Genomic DNA, 18,325 nt, shown 5'->3' on the forward strand with positions numbered 1-18,325 from the left:
GTTTCCCGGTGCGGCGTGAACTGTACCCGATGCCGTTCACCGGGTCGCAACCCGGGGGGTGCCTGCCCCGTCGGGGGATGGTCGTGACTGTGCGTGATGTGGAACTCGGACGGACTAGGACATCCGTAGGGCTCCGCTTAACGTTATTCACGGATATCAACCGGAAGACCAGCGCATGTGGCAATCTGTTCACTATTGTCACGACGGCCAGGAGGAGGTACCGGGCCGGATGACCGGGGACGACCGGCCTGCCGCGGGCGGGTGCCGCGACGGTGCGCACGACGAGGCCGAGCCGTCCGCCGCCACCTGTGAAGACCGTGCTCTGCTCCGCCGCCTGCGGGCCGGTGAGGACGCCGCCTTCGGTGAGCTGTTCTCCCGCCACTGCGACGCCGTGCGCAGGTTGGCGCGCGGCATGGTCACCGACCGTGCCGAAGCCGAGGACCTGACCGCCGAAGCCTTCTTCCGCGTGTTGCAGGCCATCCGCCGCGGTTCCGGGCCCGTCGACAACGTGCGCGGATACCTGCTGATCGTCGTCCGCCGGGTCGCCTGGGAGTGGGCCGGGCGCAGGCGGGACGTGCCGGTGACCGACGAGGAGCTGGACTACCGGGCCGGTCCCGAGCTCGACGACCCGGGGCGGTCCACCGAGCGGTCGCTGATCACCCGGGCGTTCACCAGCCTGCCCGAGCGCTGGCGCAGCGTGCTGTGGAAGGTCGAGGTCGAGGGGGAGCGGCCCGCCGTGGTCGCGGGCAAGTTCGGGTTGAGCCCCAACGCCACCGCCGCGCTGGCCCGCCGCGCCCGGCAGGGGCTGCGGGCGGCGTACCTGCAAGCGCACCTGGCCACCGAGCGCGGTTCCGTGGGGTGCCGGGCCGCGCTGGAGAAGCTGGGCGCCTACACCGCGGGCAGCATCAAGGGCACCGAGCGGCGCAAGGTCCGGGCGCACCTGCAGGTCTGCCCGTCGTGCACCGACATGCAGGCCGAGTTGCAGGACGTCTGCGCTGGGCTGCGCGCGCACGCCGCGTTCCTCACCGTCCCGGTCGCCGGGCTCGCGCTGGCGCAGCAGGCCGCCGCGCCCGCCGGGTTGCTGGCCGGGGCCAAGGCGGTGCTGACCGGCGTCAAGTTCCAGGTGGCCGCCGCCGCCGCGTCGGCCGCCGCGGTCGGGGCGTTCACGCTGCTGCCGCTGGGGCACGTCGACGGGCAGCCGGACGCCTTCGCCGACCTCGACGGCACCGCGCCGACGCTGGTGGTCACCTCCGGCAGCCCCGCTCCGGTGGGCACCACCGGCGCCACGGACCCGCCGACGGCCGCCTCCAGCGCTATCAGGATCGAGGCCGGGCACGACCCGTCCGCCGGACAGCCGCCCCCCGGGGTCGGGCGGGAGCCCGAGCGCGAGCGGACCCCCGCGCCGCCGGTGCCGCCGGTGACCGACCCGGCGCCGACCAGCACGACGACGCGCACCCCCGAGGGCCGCGACGAGGGGCCCACGGTGCTCGACGCCCCGGTCGACGACTACGACGACACGCTGCCGGTGGTGTCGCGGCAGGTGTCCCAGCAGCGCAAGTGGTGGGTCTACGACCAGTACGACGTCATCTCCGAGGTCAGCACCACGACGCTGGTCAACGCCGCCGACCAGACCACGGTGTCGACCAGCACCAGCGAGTACACCCGCTACCGCGCCCCCGGTGGCACCACCGCGCCCACCCCGATGTCGGGCGGCGCGGGCCGCGAAGCCCCCGAGGCGCCCACGGTGACGCGCACGCCATCCGGTTGATCAAGTTCCCGGCCGGTGCGACAATCGGCCACGATGAGCGCATTTCACCCATTGGGCGGAGAGCTGAGGCGGTACCGTTGTCTCTCGGTGTCCTACGCACTGCCGACTCTGATCAGCGTGACTCCCGATCAGCAGCGCCACACCGAGAGGGCTGAGAGATGACGCGCCAGGTACGCGACGTGAACGGCCGCCTGTGGACCGTGCACGGCACGCTCGAGTGGCGCACCCCGGCCACCGAGGACGACTTCGAGCACGACGTCGCCGCCGGGTACGTGCCCGGCGTGGTGATGCTGTCGGTGGTCGTGCTGCTGGCCGTGGTGCTGGTCTACTGGACCCCCACCGACGTGTACGTGCCGAGCTGGCTCGTCGTGCTGCTGGTCCTGCTCGCCCTGTTCTTCCCGGTCCGCTGGGCGATGCGCAGGCCGTGGACGCTGATCGCCGAGACCGGTGACGACGGCGACGGCGAGCCCACCGAGCGCTGGGTCGGCAAGGTCCGCGGCTACTTCGCCGCGCGCGGGGAGATCGCCCGGATCGCCAAGAGCCTCAGCATGGACGCCCAACCCAGCTACGAGGGCATCCTCAAACCGATCAACTAGGGCATGACAGGCGGGCCGTTCCGGGTGAGACTGGTCCGGTGCCGGAACTGCCCGAGGTCGAAGCCCTGGCCCACCACCTGCGCGAACACGCCGTCGGCCGCACCGTCGCGCGGGTCGACGTGGCCTCGATGAGCGCGTTGAAGACGGCCGCCCCGCCGTGGACGGCGCTGCACGGCCGGGAGGTGACCGGAGCGGGCCGCTTCGGCAAGTACCTCGACCTGGACTGCGACGGCCTGCACCTGGTCACCCACCTGGCCAGGGCCGGGTGGCTGCGCTGGGCGGACACCATGTCGGCCGCGCCGCCGAAGCCGGGCAAGGGGCCGCTGGCGCTGCGGGTGCACCTGGGCCCGCCGGGGGAGGGGCCCGGGTTCGACCTCACCGAGGCGGGCACCAAGAAGGGCCTCGCGGTGTGGGTCGTGGAGGACCCGACGTCGATCGAGCAGGTGGCCACCCTGGGGCCGGACGCGCTGGCGCTGACCCGCGACGAGTTCGGCGAACTGCTCGCCGGGCGCGGTGAGCGGCTCAAGACCGCCCTGACCGGGCAGCGGGTCATCGCGGGCATCGGCAACGCCTACTCCGACGAGATCATGCACGTGGCGAAGCTCTCCCCGTACGCCACCGCGGGCCGCCTGGACGACGACGCGCTGGACCGGCTGTACGCGGCGATGCGGGAGGTGCTGCTCGGCGCGGTCGACCGCTCGGTGGGGCAGTCCGCGGCCCGGCTCAAGGGCGAGAAGCGCTCCGGGCTGCGGGTGCACGCGCGCACCGGGCTGCCCTGCCCGGTCTGCGGGGACGCGGTCCGGGAGGTGTCGTTCGCCGACAAGGCCTTCCAGTACTGCCCGACCTGCCAGACCGGCGGCAAACCGCTCGCCGACCGGCGGCTGTCCAGGCTGCTCAAGTAGGTACTACCGTTGTCAGCCGACCCTGTGACAGGCGGGAGCTTCCCTGGTGGGCCAACTGCTGACCGAGCGCGCGGTGGTGGGTGTCATCGCCACGCTGCTGGTGCTGGGTCTGTTCGTGGCGCTGTGCCGCCCGCGCAAGGCCGGGTCGGTCGACGACGCCGTGCTCGACGCGGTCCAGCGGCTGTCGCGGGCGGCACCGGAGCTGCGCGGCGGGCTGACCGAGAAAGCGGCCGACCAGGCCACCAAGGAACTGGTCGAGCTGCTCAAGTGCGTCGCGGTGGGCATCTCCGACGGCGAGGGCAGGCTGCTGTCCTGGGCCGGTGACGCCAACGAGCACTACGTGGACCTGGAAGTGCCCATCGTGGAGGTCGTCCGCCGGGGCCACCGCGAGCACATCCAGCACGAGAACCTGCAGTGCGGCCGCCGCGGCAGCTGCCCGATGCGCACGGCGGTGATCGTCCCCCTGATCATCGACGGGCAGATCGAGGGCACCCTGGTCCTGGTCGGCGGGGTGGACAGCAAGCGGCTGATCCGCGCGGCCGACGAGCTGGCGGGCTTCCTGGTGATCCAGCTGGAGCTGGCCAAGCTCGACGAGTCCAAGCAGGCCCTGGCCAGGGCGGAGATCCGGGCGCTGCGGGCGCAGATCTCCCCGCACTTCATCTACAACACGCTCAACACCATCTCCTCGCTGATCCGCACCGACCCGGAGCAGTCGCGCGAGCTGCTGCAGGACTTCGCCGACTTCACCCGCTACTCGTTCCGCTCCTCGGGCCTGTTCGCCACCCTCGCCGACGAGCTGGGCAACATCGACCGCTACCTGACCATCGAGTGCGCCCGGTACCGCGAGCGGCTCAACGTGCGGCTGCGCATCGCCCCGGAGGTCCAGTCGGTCGTGGTGCCGTTCCTGGTGCTGCAACCGCTGGTGGAGAACGCGGTCCGGCACGGCATCGCCAAGAAGCCGGGCGGCGGCACGGTCAGCGTCTTCGCCCACGACAACGGCTCCGAGGCGCTGATCGTGATCGAGGACGACGGCGTCGGCATGGACGCCGACCGCCTCTTCGAGGACCTGCGCGACGCGCACAAGACCGGCTCGCACGTCGGCGTCGGCAACATCAACCAGCGGATGCGCCAGGTCTTCGGCGACGAGTACGCGCTGATGGTCGAGACCGCCCCCGGCGCCGGGATGAAGATCACGCTGCGGGTGCCCAAGTTCTTCCCCGGCGTGCGCCCCGACCTGCCGGACTTCTCCGAGGACCAGGACCCCGACACCGCCGTCGCCCGCCCGGTGGGCTGACCCGGCCGCGGCACCCGGTGCGCCCGGGCCGCGCGCCGTAGGGTCGGGGGCATGAGTGTGGCCGAGAAGCTCGTGGCGCGGTTGCCCGGTGTCGGGGACCGCGGGGAGAAGTCGTCCGTGGTGGCCGTGGTGCGCCTGCACGGGGTGATCAGCCCGTCGGCGACGCCGCTGGCCCGCGGGGCGATCAACGTGTCGTCCGTGGAGTCCGCGCTGAGCCGGGCGTTCGACCGGGAGCGGCTGGTGGCGGTGGCGCTGGTCGTCAACTCCCCCGGGGGTGCCCCGACGCAGTCCGCCCTGGTCGCGGAGCGGGTGCGGGAGCTGGCGGCGAAGAGGGGCGTCCCGGTGCTGGCGTTCTGCGAGGACGTCGCCGCCTCCGGGGGCTACTGGCTGGCCTGCGCGGGCGACGAGATCTACGCGCACCCCACCTCGCAGGTCGGGTCGATCGGCGTGGTCTCGGCGACCTTCGGGCTCAACGGGCTGCTGGAGCGGTTCGGCGTGGAGCGGCGGGTGCACACGGCGGGCGCGCGCAAGGTGCGCCTCGACCCGTTCCTGCCCGAGGACCAGGAGGACGTCGAGTGGCTCAAGGGGTTGCAGCGCGAGCTGCACGACCAGTTCGTCGAGTGGGTGTTGCAGCGGCGCGGCGACAAGCTCACCGGCACCCCCGAGCAGCTCTTCTCCGGTGAGGTGTGGACCGGGGTGAAGGCGGCCGAGCTGGGGCTGGTGGACGGGCTGGGCAGCGTGCGCTCGGTGCTCGCCGAGCGGTTCCCGGACGCGGAGCTGGTGGTGGCCGAACCCCGCCGGGCGCTGCTGGCGCGGCTCGGCGTGCCGGGGGCCTCCGCGGCCGACCGTGTACTGGCCGCGCTCGACGCGATCGAGAACCGGGTGACGTGGTCGCGCTTCGGCCTGTGAAGGCAGTCCAATCTCGACATTGAGTCACAATCGTCTCGGTTCGCTACTTCGGACGGGTGACACTGGGATTGGTCATGGACAGGCCATGGGGGTACTGGGCAAGATTGCGCTCACCGTGAGTACCGCCACCAAAACCCCGGGTCTCGTCGTTCTCGCCGTCGACGACGAGCAAGCAGGCATGGACGAGCTCGTCATCCTCCTGAACGGGAACCGACAGGTTCGGCGCGTCCTGAAGGCCTTCGACGCCACCGAGGCACTGCGCCTGCTCTCCGGCGATGACGAGGAACTGGCCGCCCGCAAGGCGGCCGGGATGCCGGTCGTCGACGTCGTCTTCGCCGACCTCGACATGCCCGGGCTGACCGGGATGGAGCTGGCCAAGGTGGTGGCCGGGTTCAAGCCCGCCCCGGTGCTGGTCTTCGTCACCGCGCACAGCCACGAGGCCGTCGCCGCGTTCGAGCTGGGCGCGGTCGACTACATCCTCAAGCCCGCCAAGCAGCCGCGGATGGACAAGGCCATGGAGCGGGTGCTGACCAAGATCAACTCCGATGGCGGCGGCGGTTCGACCGCGGTCCCCGAGCAGCGCGACGACGAGGTCATCCCGGTCGAGCTGGCGGGCACCACCAAGCTGGTCTCCCGGGCGGCCGTGCGCTGGGTCGAGGCCCAGGGCGACTACGCCCGCCTCTACACCTCCGACGGCTCGCACCTGGTGCGCATCCCGCTCGCCCAGCTCGAGGAGCGCTGGGAGAAGGCCGGGTTCGTGCGCATCCACCGCTCCTACCTGGTGCCGCTGTCGCTGATCACCGAACTGCGGATGGGCGGCTCCGGCTACTCGGTGGTCATCGGCCACGAGGAGAAGGTCCTGCCGGTCAGCCGCAGGCACACCCGCGAACTCAAGGACCGCCTGGTCCGCGGCGCGGGCCCGTGACCGACGGGACCACCCAGCCCAAGCCGCCGCGCCCGCCGCGGCGCAAGCGGGTCGTGCTCGCCGACTCCCGCGCCCCGGTCACCGTGCTGCGGACCGTGCTGGAACTCGAGGAGCAGACGAGCTGGGCCGAGGAGGTCGTGCGCGGCTTCATCCGCACCCAGTTCTGGACGGCGGTGAAGCTGGCGCTGCTGGTCATCGGCACGCTCGGGGCGCTGCCGCTGGTGTTCTTCCTGGCGCCCGGTTTGTCCGGGGTGACCGTGGTGGGCGTCCCGCTGCCGTGGATACTGCTCGGGATCGTGCCCTTCCCCCTGTTGTTCGGCCTGGCGTATTGGTACAACGTGCTGGCCGAACGGCACGAGCGCGACTTCGTGGACATGGTCGAGAAGTAGTGCCCAGATCGAGGGACACGGGGATTCGGGAGCCTTGGAACTGAACCTGTGGGCGGTGGCGGGCATCGTCGCAGTCGGGCTCGCCACCTTCACCATCGGCTTCCGCAGCGCCCGGCAGGCGAGCACCACCCAGGACTTCCTCGTCGCCCGGCGCACCGTGCGGTCGCGGCGCAACGCGGCGGCGGTGTCCGGGGAGTACCTGTCGGCCGCGTCGTTCCTCGGCGTCGCCGGGCTCGTGCTCAAGGACGGCGCCGACGCGCTGTGGTACCCGATCGGCTTCACCGCGGGCTACCTGGCGCTGATGCTGTTCGTCGCCGCGCCGCTGCGCCGGTCCGGGGCCTACTCGCTGCCCGACTTCGCCGAGGCGCGGCTGGGGTCGCGGCAACTGCGCGGGCTCTCCACCGTGTTCGTGGTCTTCATCGGCATGCTCTACCTGGTCCCGCAGTTGCAGGGGGCCGGGCTGACGCTGAGCCAGATCGTGCCCGGGGTGCCGCTGTGGGCGGGCGCGGTGGTGGTGGCCGTGCTGGTGATGGTCAACGTGCTGGGCGGCGGGATGCGCGCCATCACCGTCGTCCAGGCGTTCCAGTACTGGCTCAAGCTGTTCGCCCTCGCCGCGCCGACGTTCGTGCTGTGCGTGCTGTTCCTGCGCGACGGCGGGGCGGGCGGGGTGGGCGGCACCGGGCTCGCCGCGCCGCTGCCGCCCCGGTTCACCAGCGCCGCCGAGATCGACGTCAGCACCGACGTGGTGCTCCAGGTCCGCGAGGCGGTGCTGCTGTGGGCCGACGGCGCGGTCGACGGCGGGCGCACCACCGGGGTGGTCTACTGGGGCCCCGGCGAGCACACCGTGCTCGCGGGCACCCGGCTGCGCTTCGCCGCGGACACCGCGGTGCCGGTGGTCGAGGGCGCACCCGTGGACAACGCCACCTGGTTGCGGCCGGGGTCGGGCGTCGGCGACCTGTTCACCACGTACTCGCTGGTCTTCGCCACGTTCCTGGGCACCATGGGCCTGCCGCACGTGCTCACCCGGTTCTACACCAACCCCGACGGACGGGCCGCGCGCCGCACGACGCTGCACGTGATGATGCTGCTGAGCCTGTTCTACCTGTTCCCGATCGTGCTGGGCGCGCTGGCGCGGATCTACACACCGGAGCTGCTGGTCACCGGCGGCACGGACGCGGCGGTGCTGATCCTGCCGCTGAAGGTCGTGCCGGGCACGCTAGGGCAGGTCCTGGGCGCGGTGACGGCGGCGGGCGCGTTCGCGGCGTTCCTGTCGACGTCGTCCGGGCTGGTGGTCAGCGTCGCCGGGGTGCTGTCGACGTCGAACGGCGGGCGCGGCCGGGTGCGCGACTTCCGCTGGGCGTCGGTGATCGCCGGGTCGGTGCCGCTGGGGATCGCGCTGGTGCTGCCCCACGGGGACGTCTCGATCAGCGTGGGCCTGTCGTTCGCGCTGGCCGCCTCCACCTTCTGCCCGGTCCTGCTGCTGGGCATCTGGTGGCCCCGGATCACCTGGGTCGGCGCCGCGGCGGGCATGTGCGTCGGCGGCGGGCTGGTGCTGCTGTCGCTGGCCATCACCACCGTCAGCGGGTTCACCGGCGGCTGGGCGCCCGCGTTCTTCCAGCAACCGGCGCTGGTCACCGTGCCGGTGGCGTTCCTCTGCGTGTTCCTGCTGAGCAAGGCGACCGCGAGCAAGGTCCCACCGGAGACCAACCGCATCCGGATGCGCATGCACGCCCCCGACCGGCTCGGCTTCATCCGCGACCGCGACACCGCCCGCTGGGGCACCGCGGAGGAGCGCAGCCGACTCGCCAACGGCCGCCACCGGCGGTAGCTCACCCGCAGGCAACGACCGCGCGTGGCAGCATTGACCCCGTGACGACCCCCGACGTGCCCACCACCACCGTGGCCGACATCCCGGCCGAGCTGCCCGAGGGCACCGCCCTGCTCGACGTGCGCGAGCGGGACGAGTGGGACGCCGGGCACGCGCCGGGCGCCGCGCACATCCCGATGAGCGAGCTGGCCGGGCGCCTCGGCGACCTCACCGACACCACCTACCTGGTGATCTGCCGCTCCGGTGGCCGCTCCGCCCGGGTCACCACCTACCTCAACGCCAACGGCTGGGAGGCGGCGAACGTCGACGGCGGCATGCAGGTCTGGGAGGCCCAGGGCAGGCCGGTCGTCAGCGACACCGACCCGACCCCGAGGGTCATCTGACCGTGCAGCCGCACCGGCCCCGGTTCGACTGGGTGGCGACCCCGCCGCCCGGGGCGGGCGCGCCCCCGGCCCGCCCGCGCCGCGGCCCGTACACCGGTCCCCCCGCCTACCGCACCCCGCCGCGCTGGGGCTTCCCCGCGCTGGCCTGGCGCTGGCCCACCGCGGTCTCCGGCCTCGACGCCGACGAACCCGCCCCGGTCGACCGGCTGCGCCGCCGGGGCAGGCTGGCGTCCTCGGCGCTGTGGATGCTCGCCGCGGTGGCGCTGCTGGCCGCCGGTGCCGAGGCCTGGCGCTACGTGCTCCTGCTGCTCAGCCGCGATGGCGCGCTGTCGCGCGGGGTGGTCGAGGTGTCGGACAGCCTGGTCGTCACCGGTGCCGTGCTGGCGCTGGTGGCCGGGCTGCTGGCACTGCTGGGCACGGTCTGGTGGCTGTCCACCGCCCGCCGGGTCGCCGCCGACGTCGCGGGCTACGACCCGCCGCGACCGGACTGGCAGGTGCTGCCCGCCCTGGTCGTCCCGCTGGTCAACCTGGTCGTGCCGGGTTCGCTCCTGGCCGAGCTGGAGCACGCGGTGCTGCGCCGCCCGGAGGCCGAACGGCCCCGGCCGTCGCCGCTGGTGCGCTGGTGGTGGGCGGCTTGGGCGGCGAGCGTGGTCCTGTTCACCGTCACGGTGGTCTGGCGCTTCCGCTCCGGCGTGCAGGCCGAAGCCGACGGGGTGCTGCTGAACGTGCTGACCGACCTGGCCGCCGCCGCGCTCGCGATCGCCACCGAGGTGGTCGTCGCCCGCTTCACCGCCCTGCTCGCCCCGGTCGACGCGAACGAGGTGCGCCGGGTCCGGGTGGTCCGGGTCAACGGCGCCCCGGAACTGGGCCTGCGCCCCCGCCCCGCCAGCTCCCGGCGCTAGACGCCCACCGGCAGTTCCTCCAACCCCCGGATCACGAACTCCGGCCTGCGCCCCGGCGCACCCGCGCCGACCAGGCCGGGCAGGCGCGCGGTGAGGGCCTTGAGCGCCGCCGAGACCTCCACCCTGGCCAGCGGGGCGCCGACGCAGTAGTGGATGCCCGCGCCGAAGCCCAGGTGCGGGTTGGGGGAGCGGGTGATGTCGAGGCGGTCCGGGTCGGGGAACACCGCCGGGTCGCGGGCGGCGGCGCCGAGCAGGGCGGCGACCTTGGCGCCGGGCTCGACCCGGTGGCCCGCGATGGTCACCGGGGCCGTGGCGGTGCGCTCGAAGAGTTGCAGCGGGGCGTCGAAGCGGATCAGCTCCTCGACCGCCGACGGCAGCAGCGCCGGGTCGGCGAGCAGCAGCTCCCACTGGTCGCGGTAGGTCAGCAGGGCGTGCACGCCGTTGCCGACGACGTTGACCGTGGCCTCGTGGCCCGCCATCAGCAGCAGCACGGCGGTGGCGACCAGCTCGTCCTCCGACAGCCGGTCGGTGCCGTCGCGGACCGCCACCAGGTCGGAGACCAGGTCGTCGCCCGGGTGCGCGCGGCGGTGCGCGACCAGGGTGCGCAGGTAGGCCGCGAACTCACCGGCCGCCCGCTCCGCCGCGGCGGCCAGGTCGGGGGCGAGGTCGTACTCGTACATCTTCACGATGGCGTTCGACCACGGTTGCAGCAGCCCGCGCTCGGACTCCGGCACGCCCAGCAGCTCACCGATCACCTGGATCGGCAGCGGCGCGGCCAGCACCGCCAGCAGGTCGGCCGACCCGTCGGCGTTGACCCGCTCGGCCAGCTCCTCGACCAGGCCCGCCGCCAGCGCCTCCACCCGGGGCCGCAGCCGCTCGGTGTGGCCGCGGCCGAACGCCGCCGCGACCAGCCGCCGCAGCCGGGTGTGCGTCGGCGGTTCGCTCTCCAGCAGCGAGTTGCGGTGCAGCAGGTTGAACTCGGCGAAGGCGGCCACCGGTGCCGCGTCCGTCCACAGTCGACCGAGCGACCGCTCCCGCAGCACCGCGCTGGAGGCGGCGTGCGACACGGCCACCGCCAACCCCAGGCCCGGGTGGTCGTGCACCTCGGCCTCGGCGCGCAGCGCGGCGAAGACCGGGTACGGGTCGGCGAGGAAGGCCGGGTCAGCGGGGTCGAAGCTCACCCGGCCACGGTAACCCCGCCTGCGGCGCGACCGTGGTCCGCGCGCCGCCGACCCACCCGCACCGACCCCGGCGCGGCCGGATTGGGTAGCGTCCCACGCATCAATCCCGGTCTCGGTCTCGACGAGGAGTCGTAGATGTCCAGGCGATCCGCCGTGAAGAACGCGCGCAAGGCGACCCCCCAGGACTCCTCGGGAGTGAACCCGCGCCAGCCGTGCCCCTGCGGCTCCGGCAAGCGCTACAAGGCCTGCCACGGCTCGGCCGGTGGCGTCGTCGACGTCCCCGTGGCCAGGCCGTTCGAGGGGCTGGCCGGTGAGTGCGAGCTGATCGCGCTGCGCGAGTTCGTCCCCTCCGGCACCGCCGTGCTGCCCGGGGCGGGCGCGGACGAGATCACCCTCGCCACCGTGCTGCCGATGGCCGCCGCCGGACTGGTCCGCGCCGACGGGGTCAAGTTCGTCGGCCTGCAGGTGCAGACCCGGTCCAACGACATCAGCCGCGACCTGGCCCGCGCCGTGCTGTGGGCGCGCGACGCCGAACCGGGCGACGTGCTCGCCGTCGTCGGCCCGGACACCGACGCGGGGGAGAACCCGGAGCGGTTGCAGGACCTCATCGACGCCACCGCGCCGCTGGAGCCGGTCGTGCACGCCGACTTCACCTGGTGGATGCCCGAGGGCAGCGAGCCCACCGGCGAGGTCGCCCTGTCGCTGGAGCGGGCCAACGGCGCCATCCTGCCCACCGAGCGCATCGGCCCGGCCGCGTACTGGGTCGACGCGGGGGAGAAGGCGCACCTGCGCTGGGTCCGCCCGGAACCGGAGGAGCAGCTCCTCGCCGCCCTGTCCCGGCTGCACGCCGCCGGTGAGCTGGCGCTGGGCGAGGGCTCCCGCTACGCCGGTTCGTTCCGCGCGCACGGCCTGCTGGTGCCGGTGTGGGACCTCGACCGCGAACTCCACGCCCGCGAGTGGACCGACGGCGCCACCGCCCTCGGCGAGCGCCTCGACGCCGCGCTGGCGTCGGTGGAGTCCACCCCGCTCACCCCGGCCGAGCGCCGCGCCCGCGACGGCCTGCTGGGCCGCCAGATCACCATCCGGTGATCGTCTACATCACCGCCCGCGCGGACTGGCCCGCGGCGGAGATCGAGCCCGACCCGGCCGTGGGCTTCGTGCACTGCTCGGACCCCGGCTCGGTGCTGGTCCCGGCCCGCAGGCTGTTCGCGGGCCGGGAAGACCTGCTGCTGCTGGAAATCGACCCGGCGCTCATCGGCGCCCCGGTCCGCTGGGAGGTCGGGTCGCCCCCGGAGCCCGGCGGACCGTGGTTCCCGCACGTCTACGGCCCCATCCCGGCCTCGGCCGTGGTGGGCGTGCACGAGTTCCCACCCGGCCCGGACGGGGAGTTCGAACTGCCCGCGTCGCTGGCCCACCGCTGACAGCGAAGTGGGGTGGTCCCGGTCGCCCGGAACCACCCCACTCGTGCGTCGGATCAGATGGCGCCACCCGCGACGCGCGGCGCCGTCGGGTCGGAACCGGTGTCGCCCACGGTTTCGCGGGCCAGGTAGGTCTCCACGTCGAACAGGTTCCCGCCCGCCCGCTTGACGACGTTGAGCAGCGTCGTCATCGAGGCCACCTCCTCGACCTGCTCCTTGAGGAACCACTGCATGAACTGCTCGCCGGTGTAGTCGTCCTCGTCCCGCGCGGTCTTCGCCAGCGCCACCACCTCGTCGGTGACGGTCCGCTCCTGCTGCAACGCCAACGCGATCAACTCGACCGGGTCCGCGAAGTCGTTGCGCGGCTCGTCCACCCCCGTCACCGCGGGCGAGATGTCGTTGTCCAGCAGGTACTGCACGATCATCATCCCGTGGTTCCGCTCCTCCAGCGACTGGCGGTAGAAGTGCTTCGCCAACTGCGGGAGGTCCTGCCCGTCGAACCAGACGGCGAGCGCGACGTACTGCTGGGAGGCGCTGAACTCGTTGCGGATCTGGGACTGGAGCAACTGGTGGAACTTCGTGGTCATGGCACCGACGATACGTCCCGAATAGCGATTATGCAGGTTTTTGATGCGCTATTCTCGTCACGTTAGGCAAGGCTATTGCACAGTTAGGCAAGCCTATCGAGTGGTAATTCAGGTTAGGCATTCCTAGCTTTCTTGCCTTGATGTCACCACCTGTGACGATGTACGCCTATCCAGGTAAGCCCCGATCAAGCGAGTGCGCTGTGGGCAGCGAATGGGGTATAGTTGTCCTCGCTGAGGCCACTAGGCCTCAGAAGTGGACCCGGGCAGGACTCGTCGGACGGCGAGAGCCCGGGTTTCGCGCTGTCTGGGCCTTGTTCAGCCCACATCTCGCACTTGGTCGACGATCGCCTCGACCCGCCTGCGCCAGTTGCCGCCTGCTCCCCAGCACCACGCGACCACGTCGGGGACCCACAGCGCGGGCTCCTCGTGCGACCGGAGGTGCTCGTAGCTGAAGGCGTCCGGTCCGCTCATCGTCGCGCGGATCAACTGGCGGTCGGCTCGGTCGCCCGCTTCGCCCCGGGAGTCCAGCACCAGCCGTGCGAGGTTGTCCGGTTCGAGGTCGCACACCAGTGCCGCCAGCGCTGCCTGCCGCACCTCGTCCGCCTTGCCGCGCCCGGTGTAGACCCGGGCGCGCACCGGCGCCTCCACCACTGCGGCGGCGATGTCCTTCCGCACCGCGTCGCGCTCGTGCTTGAAGTGGATGCGCCGGGCTCCGGGCATCCGCAGGGAGCGCATCAGCGTGCGGATGGGGCGCACCGAGCCCGCCGGGATCACGGCGGCGGCGAGCAGGTACGTGGCGCTCCGACGGGACTCGTCGACGAAGGCGTGCGCGAGGCGGGTGTTGCTCTGATTCACCTGCCGGGCATCGGTCGTCTCCGGGGGTGAACCGTGCGGTTCGCACAGGTGTTCGCTCGAACGGGCTATAGGGGGTCGCGGGTGATGGGGCAGGACATGCAGCGGGGGCCGCCCCGGCCGGTGCCGAGTTCGGAGCCGCTGATGCGCAGGACCTCGATGCCCGCGTCCTCCAGCCTGGCGTTCGTCTCCACGTTGCGCTCGTAGGCGACGACCACGCCGGGGGCCACGGCGAGGGTGTTGTTGCCGTCGTCCCACTGCTCTCGTTCGGCGGTGACCGGGTCGAGGCCGGTGTGGATGACGCGGAGGCGGTCGATGGACATGGCCGCGGCCGCCGCCTCCAAGAAGGGGGCGGGGCCGTCGACGACCACACCGAGCACGCCGTCCGCCTCGGGGCGCAGGGTGTAGGCCTGGAGGGTGTCGCGGATGGCCGGGTACATGACCACGGCGTCGCGGTCGACCATGGTGCAGACCGTGTCCAGGTGCATGGTGGCTCGGTCCTGGGCGATGGGGACGGCGAGGACCGTGTGCGCCAGGCCGTCGCGGAAGGCGGAGCGGGCCAGGGACTCCGCTCCCGCAGGGGTGGTGCGCTCGCCGACGCCGATGGCCAGGACGCCGGGGGCCAGCAGAAGGACGTCGCCGCCCTCGACCGGGGCGTAGTGGGCGCCGTAGGCGCGGCCCGCGGCGCGGAAGCGGGGGTGGTAGGCGTAGATCAGGTCCAGCAGCGCCGTCTCGCGGGCGCGGGCGGGCATGGCCAGGGACGCGATGGCCACCCGGTCGCCGATCCAGACCGAGGAGTCGCGGGTGAACAGCAGGTTCGGCAGCGGGTCGACGACGAAGTCGTGCGGGTGGTGCATCCGGCGGACCAGGGAGGCGCCCTCGGCGTGCGGCAGCTCCTCGAAGGTCATGCCGCCCATCAGCACGTCCGCCAGGCCCTTGGCGTCCACAGTGGACAGGTGGGCGGCCAGGGCGTCGCCCAGTTCGTTGCCGAGCCTGCGGCGGTCGACGGCGGTGGTGGCGGCCGCGGCGTGCGCCCGCTCGTCGGCCAGGGCGGCGACCAGGGCGTCGGCCAGCAGCACCACCTCCACGCCGCGACCGGTCAGGACCTCGGCGAAGCGGTCGTGCTCGTCTTGGGCCCGGTCGACCCAGGGGATGCTGTCGAACAGCAACTGGTCGTTGTTGCGCGGGGTGAGGCGCTTGAGCTCGGTGCCCGGCCGGTGCAGCAGGACCGTGCGCAGGGGGCCGACCTCGCTGTCCACCCGGGGTGCGGGCGGCGGCTGCTCGACTTCGGGGATGTCCGGGGAGGGAGCGGTCACGGATTCGAGCGTAACCACTCGGTAAGGAAAACGCCGCTCCAGAGCGGGCAGAATGGCGGAGAAAGCCACAGATCGGGCCTGTGGCACACCGGTCGTTAAGCGGAGGGCGAGGTCGATGCGCGGATCGTTGCGCCGCAGGGTGTGGTGGGGTGCGGGTGCCGCGGTGCTCGCCGTTGTGATCATCGCACTCTGGGCGTTCCAGCCGTGGAAACTCTTCACGCACAGCCGCGTGGACGAGCCGCTGGCCTTCGAGGTCCCCGTGGTCAGCACCACCCCGGCGACCCCCGCGACGACCACCGCCACACCCGCACCGGCCCCCGAAGCGACCACCACGACCGCGCCCACGCCGACCGGTCCCGCGGTCCTGGCCGAGGGCCGCTTCGTCAGCCAGGAGCACCCCACCTCCGGTGCCGCCCGCCTCCTCGAACAGGGCGGTGCCCGGGTGCTGCGCCTGGAGGGCTTCTCCACCTCCGACGGCCCGGACGTGCACGTCTGGCTGAGCACGGCCACCGCGGGCGGCGACTGGCACAAGTACGACGACGGCCGCGTGGTCAAGCTGGGGAAGATCAAGGCCACCGACGGCAACCACAACTACGCCGTCCCCGCCGACGCCGACCTCGCTGGCCTGCGCAGCGTCGTCATCTGGTGCGACCGGTTCAACGTCGCCTTCGGCTCCGCCCCGCTCGCGCTCTAGCGCGGCAGCCGGGGGCCCTTCTCCAGCAGCGGCGCGAACAGGTCGCCGTGCTCGGCGACCCGGTCCAGCACGTCGTCGGCGGTGAACACCAGGTCCTCGGGGGTGCGGCAGGCGGTGACCTCGTCCCAGGTCAGCGGGGTGGAGGCGGTGGGCAGGGGGCGGGCGCGCAGCGAGTACGGGGCGACCGTCGTCTTGTGCGGGTTGTTCTGGCTCCAGTCGATGAGGACCTTGCCCGGGCGCAGGTTCTTCGCCATCCGGGAGACCACGAGCCCCGGCAGTTCCGCCTCCAGCCGCTCGGCCAGTGCCCTGGCGTAGTTCGAGGTGCGGTCCGGGGAGGTGGTCGTGACCGGCGCGTAGAGCTGCATCCCCTTGGAGCCGCTGGTCTTCGCCACCACGGTCAGCCCGTCCGCCTCCAGCGCCGCGCGCAGCGCCAGCGCGACCTCGCAGCACTCCACGATCGTCGCGGGCGCCCCCGGGTCGAGGTCGAACACCAGCCGGTCCGGCGCCTGCCTGCCACCGCGCGGGCCGACAGTCCACTGTGGAACGTGGAGTTCGATCCCGGCCCGGTTCGCCGCCCACACCAGTGCCGGGAGGTCGCACAGCAGCGCGAAGTCCAGGCTCTCCGCGCCGGTGGTGGACCCGGGGGTCTCGATGGTGACCATGCGCAGCCAGTCCGGTGCGCGCCCGGCGGCGTTCTTCTCGAAGAAACCCGGTTTCGCCACCCCGTCCGGGAAGCGGCGGAAGGTGGCCGGGCGGTCGACCAGGTGCGGGGTCAGCACCGGCGCGACCCGGCTGTAGTAGTCGATCACGTCACCCTTGGTGAAGCCGTCCCCCGGGTAGAGCACTTTGTCCAAATTGGACAGTCGGAGCCGCTGACCGGCCACGTCGACGAGCACCTCACCGGACACCGGGCCACCCCTCCGCGCCGTTGACGTCCTCCGGCCCCTTGTCCGGCCGCAGCCCCCGCCACGACGGCGCGCGCAGCCGCCCGTCGGTCGTCCAGTTCCTGAACACGACCTCCCCGACCAGGGTCGGCCGCACCCAGTGCCCGCCCCGCGCCCGCGCGCGCGGCACCTCGTTGTGGAACGGCGGGGTCTTGCGCTCCAGCGGGCGCAACCGGCCCATCAGGTCGTGCAGCACTTCGTCGGTGAACCCGGTGCCGACCTGGCCGACGTAGTGCAGACCCGCGTCCGTCGGCACGCCGAGCATGAGCGAGCCGAACACGCCCCGGCGCCTGCCCTCACCCGGCCGCCACCCGCCGATGACCACCTCCGCCGTGCGCAGGTCGGTGATCTTCACCCAGTCCGCCGAGCGCCGCCCCGGCAGGTAGCGCGATTCCAGCCGCTTGGCGATCACCCCCTCCAACCGCTGCTCGCGGGCGGTGTCGAGGACCGCCGGGCCCTCGCCGGGGAAGCTGGGGGAGAGGTTCCAGTGCGGGCCGCGCAGGTCCAGGTCCTCCAGCAGCGCGCGGCGGCGCTCGTGGGGCAGGTCCAGGCAGGGGCTGCCGTCGAGGTGCAGCAGGTCGAACACCACGTAGGTCACCGGGAAGTCGGCCGCGAGCCTGCGGGCCAGCCGCTCGTCGTCGACGTGCATCCGCTGTTGCAGCGCGGCGAACGACGGTGTGCCGCCGGTGAACGCGATCACCTCGCCGTCCAGCCAGACCCGGGTGCTGCCCAGGTCCTCGCCGAGCGCGCGCAGTTCCGGGTAGGTGGCGGTGATGTCGGCGCCCTTGCGGGAGAACAGCCGCAGCCGCCCGTCCTCGACCCTGGCCAGGGCGCGGACGCCGTCCCACTTGAACTCGTACGCCCACAGGTCGTCCTCGTCGGCGGGCGGGAGGGTGCCGAGGGTGGCCAGCATCGGCTCCAGGAGGTCGGGCAGCGGGGTCCGGTCCGGGTGCTGCGGCGGGTCGGAGCGGCGGACCATCCAGTCCTTCTCCGAGCGGCCCTTGAAGAAGGTGTACTTGCCCCGCACCCGGCTGCCGTTGAACACGACCGCCACCTCGCGGTCGTCCCACTTGACGGTCTCGTAGGTGCCCCGGTCCCAGATGACCATCCGGCCGCCGCCGTACTCGCCTTTGGGGATGCTGCCCTCGAAGGCGGCGTACTCCACCGGGTGGTCCTCGGTGTGCACGGCCAGGCGGATGTCGCCCTTGTCCTCCGGCAGACCCTTAGGCACGGCCCAGCTCACCAGCACGCCGTCGCGCTCCAGGCGGACGTCCCAGTGCAGGCGGGTCGCGTGGTGTTCCTGGATGACGAAGGTGTCGTCGTCGCCCCGGGGCAGCGGGCCGTCGGCGGGGACGGGCTCCGGGGTGCGGCCGGGATTCCGCTTCCTGCGGTACTCGCCGAGGCCTGCCATGTGCCCTTACTACCTCGACGAGGGCT

At 72.8% G+C, this 18,325-nt stretch carries 19 protein-coding genes; 13 read left to right on the top strand and 6 right to left on the bottom strand.

The window, feature by feature from the left end; all coding sequences use genetic code 11:
• Positions 1-229 precede the first annotated feature (229 nt).
• The 10 genes from DFQ13_RS18760 (at position 230) to DFQ13_RS18805 (ending at position 9,896) form a co-directional block, all read left to right on the top strand.
• Complete coding sequence (locus DFQ13_RS18760; protein WP_052020924.1) at positions 230-1,768, top strand: sigma-70 family RNA polymerase sigma factor; 1,539 nt, start codon at positions 230-232, stop codon at positions 1,766-1,768.
• Between the two features lie 158 nt (positions 1,769-1,926).
• On the top strand, positions 1,927-2,364 hold the full coding sequence (locus DFQ13_RS18765; protein WP_110080730.1) for a DUF983 domain-containing protein: 438 nt from the start codon (positions 1,927-1,929) through the stop codon (positions 2,362-2,364).
• A 38-nt stretch (positions 2,365-2,402) separates the two neighbouring features.
• Positions 2,403-3,266, top strand: coding sequence for a DNA-formamidopyrimidine glycosylase family protein (locus DFQ13_RS18770; RefSeq protein WP_110080731.1), 864 nt, complete (start codon positions 2,403-2,405; stop codon positions 3,264-3,266).
• Positions 3,267-3,312: 46 nt separating this feature from the next.
• Complete coding sequence (locus DFQ13_RS18775) at positions 3,313-4,560, top strand: GAF domain-containing sensor histidine kinase (RefSeq protein ID WP_052020925.1); 1,248 nt, start codon at positions 3,313-3,315, stop codon at positions 4,558-4,560.
• Positions 4,561-4,611: 51 nt separating this feature from the next.
• Entirely contained in the window at positions 4,612-5,469 is an 858-nt protein-coding gene (locus DFQ13_RS18780) for a S49 family peptidase (RefSeq protein WP_035280498.1), read from the top strand.
• An 85-nt stretch (positions 5,470-5,554) separates the two neighbouring features.
• Positions 5,555-6,394: a LytR/AlgR family response regulator transcription factor gene (locus DFQ13_RS18785; RefSeq protein ID WP_035280500.1), complete on the top strand. Its 840-nt coding sequence runs from the start codon at positions 5,555-5,557 to the stop codon at positions 6,392-6,394.
• Positions 6,391-6,783 carry a hypothetical protein gene (locus DFQ13_RS18790; protein WP_052020926.1) on the top strand — a complete coding sequence of 131 codons (393 nt, stop codon included), beginning with the start codon at positions 6,391-6,393 and terminating at the stop codon, positions 6,781-6,783. The genes DFQ13_RS18785 and DFQ13_RS18790 overlap by 4 nt, the downstream gene beginning before the upstream one ends.
• Positions 6,784-6,817: 34 nt before the next feature.
• Entirely contained in the window at positions 6,818-8,611 is a 1,794-nt protein-coding gene (locus DFQ13_RS18795; protein WP_035280502.1) for a sodium/solute symporter, read from the top strand.
• A gap of 41 nt (positions 8,612-8,652) precedes the next feature.
• Positions 8,653-8,994, top strand: a complete 342-nt coding sequence (locus DFQ13_RS18800) for a rhodanese-like domain-containing protein (RefSeq protein WP_110080732.1) — start codon at positions 8,653-8,655, stop codon at positions 8,992-8,994.
• A 2-nt stretch (positions 8,995-8,996) separates the two neighbouring features.
• Positions 8,997-9,896 carry a DUF4328 domain-containing protein gene (locus DFQ13_RS18805; protein WP_110080733.1) on the top strand — a complete coding sequence of 300 codons (900 nt, stop codon included), beginning with the start codon at positions 8,997-8,999 and terminating at the stop codon, positions 9,894-9,896.
• On the opposite strand, the gene DFQ13_RS18810 is transcribed toward DFQ13_RS18805, so the two are convergent.
• A complete protein-coding gene (locus DFQ13_RS18810; protein WP_110080734.1) occupies positions 9,893-11,077 on the bottom strand; it encodes a cytochrome P450 in 1,185 nt (394 codons plus the stop codon). The genes DFQ13_RS18805 and DFQ13_RS18810 overlap by 4 nt on opposite strands.
• Positions 11,078-11,212: 135 nt before the next feature.
• On the opposite strand from DFQ13_RS18810, the gene DFQ13_RS18815 reads away from it, so the two are divergent.
• Both DFQ13_RS18815 and DFQ13_RS18820 read left to right on the top strand, forming a co-directional pair.
• Entirely contained in the window at positions 11,213-12,166 is a 954-nt protein-coding gene (locus DFQ13_RS18815) for a DUF5926 family protein (protein ID WP_035280510.1), read from the top strand.
• On the top strand, positions 12,163-12,498 hold the full coding sequence (locus DFQ13_RS18820; protein ID WP_110080735.1) for a DUF952 domain-containing protein: 336 nt from the start codon (positions 12,163-12,165) through the stop codon (positions 12,496-12,498). The genes DFQ13_RS18815 and DFQ13_RS18820 overlap by 4 nt, the downstream gene beginning before the upstream one ends.
• Positions 12,499-12,551: 53 nt before the next feature.
• Here the strand turns inward: DFQ13_RS18820 and DFQ13_RS18825 are convergent, their stop codons facing one another.
• From DFQ13_RS18825 to DFQ13_RS18835, 3 genes are all read right to left on the bottom strand, one after another.
• On the bottom strand, positions 12,552-13,082 hold the full coding sequence (locus tag DFQ13_RS18825; protein WP_035280514.1) for a ferritin: 531 nt from the start codon (positions 13,080-13,082) through the stop codon (positions 12,552-12,554).
• A 315-nt stretch (positions 13,083-13,397) separates the two neighbouring features.
• Positions 13,398-13,937: a hypothetical protein gene (locus tag DFQ13_RS18830; RefSeq protein ID WP_110080736.1), complete on the bottom strand. Its 540-nt coding sequence runs from the start codon at positions 13,935-13,937 to the stop codon at positions 13,398-13,400.
• 65 nt (positions 13,938-14,002) lie between these two features.
• Entirely contained in the window at positions 14,003-15,193 is a 1,191-nt protein-coding gene (locus DFQ13_RS18835; protein WP_110080737.1) for an arginine deiminase, read from the bottom strand.
• Between the two features lie 172 nt (positions 15,194-15,365).
• Here DFQ13_RS18835 and DFQ13_RS18840 point away from each other — a divergent pair, with 172 nt between their 5' ends.
• A complete protein-coding gene (locus DFQ13_RS18840) occupies positions 15,366-15,944 on the top strand; it encodes a DM13 domain-containing protein (RefSeq protein WP_110080738.1) in 579 nt (192 codons plus the stop codon).
• On the opposite strand, the gene ligD (DFQ13_RS18845) is transcribed toward DFQ13_RS18840, so the two are convergent.
• Both ligD (DFQ13_RS18845) and ligD (DFQ13_RS18850) read right to left on the bottom strand, forming a co-directional pair.
• On the bottom strand, positions 15,941-16,852 hold the full coding sequence (gene ligD / locus DFQ13_RS18845) for a non-homologous end-joining DNA ligase (protein ID WP_110080739.1): 912 nt from the start codon (positions 16,850-16,852) through the stop codon (positions 15,941-15,943). The two genes, DFQ13_RS18840 and ligD (DFQ13_RS18845), sit on opposite strands and share 4 nt — an antisense overlap.
• Positions 16,842-18,299, bottom strand: a complete 1,458-nt coding sequence (ligD, locus tag DFQ13_RS18850) for a non-homologous end-joining DNA ligase (protein ID WP_110080740.1) — start codon at positions 18,297-18,299, stop codon at positions 16,842-16,844. The genes ligD (DFQ13_RS18845) and ligD (DFQ13_RS18850) overlap by 11 nt, the downstream gene beginning before the upstream one ends.
• Positions 18,300-18,325: the final 26 nt, after the last annotated feature.

Source organism: Actinokineospora spheciospongiae (assembly GCF_003182415.1).
GTDB lineage: Bacteria > Actinomycetota > Actinomycetes > Mycobacteriales > Pseudonocardiaceae > Actinokineospora > Actinokineospora spheciospongiae.

Bases quoted from the DNA above. Each gene is read 5' to 3' on its own strand.
- DFQ13_RS18760 (WP_052020924.1), top strand. From the start codon at position 230: ATGACCGGGGACGACCGGCCTGCCGCGGGCGGGTGCCGCGACGGTGCG.
- DFQ13_RS18765 (WP_110080730.1), top strand. From the start codon at position 1,927: ATGACGCGCCAGGTACGCGACGTGAACGGCCGCCTGTGGACCGTGCAC.
- DFQ13_RS18780 (WP_035280498.1), top strand. From the start codon at position 4,612: ATGAGTGTGGCCGAGAAGCTCGTGGCGCGGTTGCCCGGTGTCGGGGAC.
- DFQ13_RS18785 (WP_035280500.1), top strand. From the start codon at position 5,555: ATGGGGGTACTGGGCAAGATTGCGCTCACCGTGAGTACCGCCACCAAA.
- DFQ13_RS18815 (WP_035280510.1), top strand. From the start codon at position 11,213: ATGTCCAGGCGATCCGCCGTGAAGAACGCGCGCAAGGCGACCCCCCAG.
- DFQ13_RS18825 (WP_035280514.1), bottom strand. From the start codon at position 13,082: ATGACCACGAAGTTCCACCAGTTGCTCCAGTCCCAGATCCGCAACGAG.
- DFQ13_RS18840 (WP_110080738.1), top strand. From the start codon at position 15,366: ATGCGCGGATCGTTGCGCCGCAGGGTGTGGTGGGGTGCGGGTGCCGCG.
- ligD (WP_110080740.1), bottom strand. From the start codon at position 18,299: ATGGCAGGCCTCGGCGAGTACCGCAGGAAGCGGAATCCCGGCCGCACC.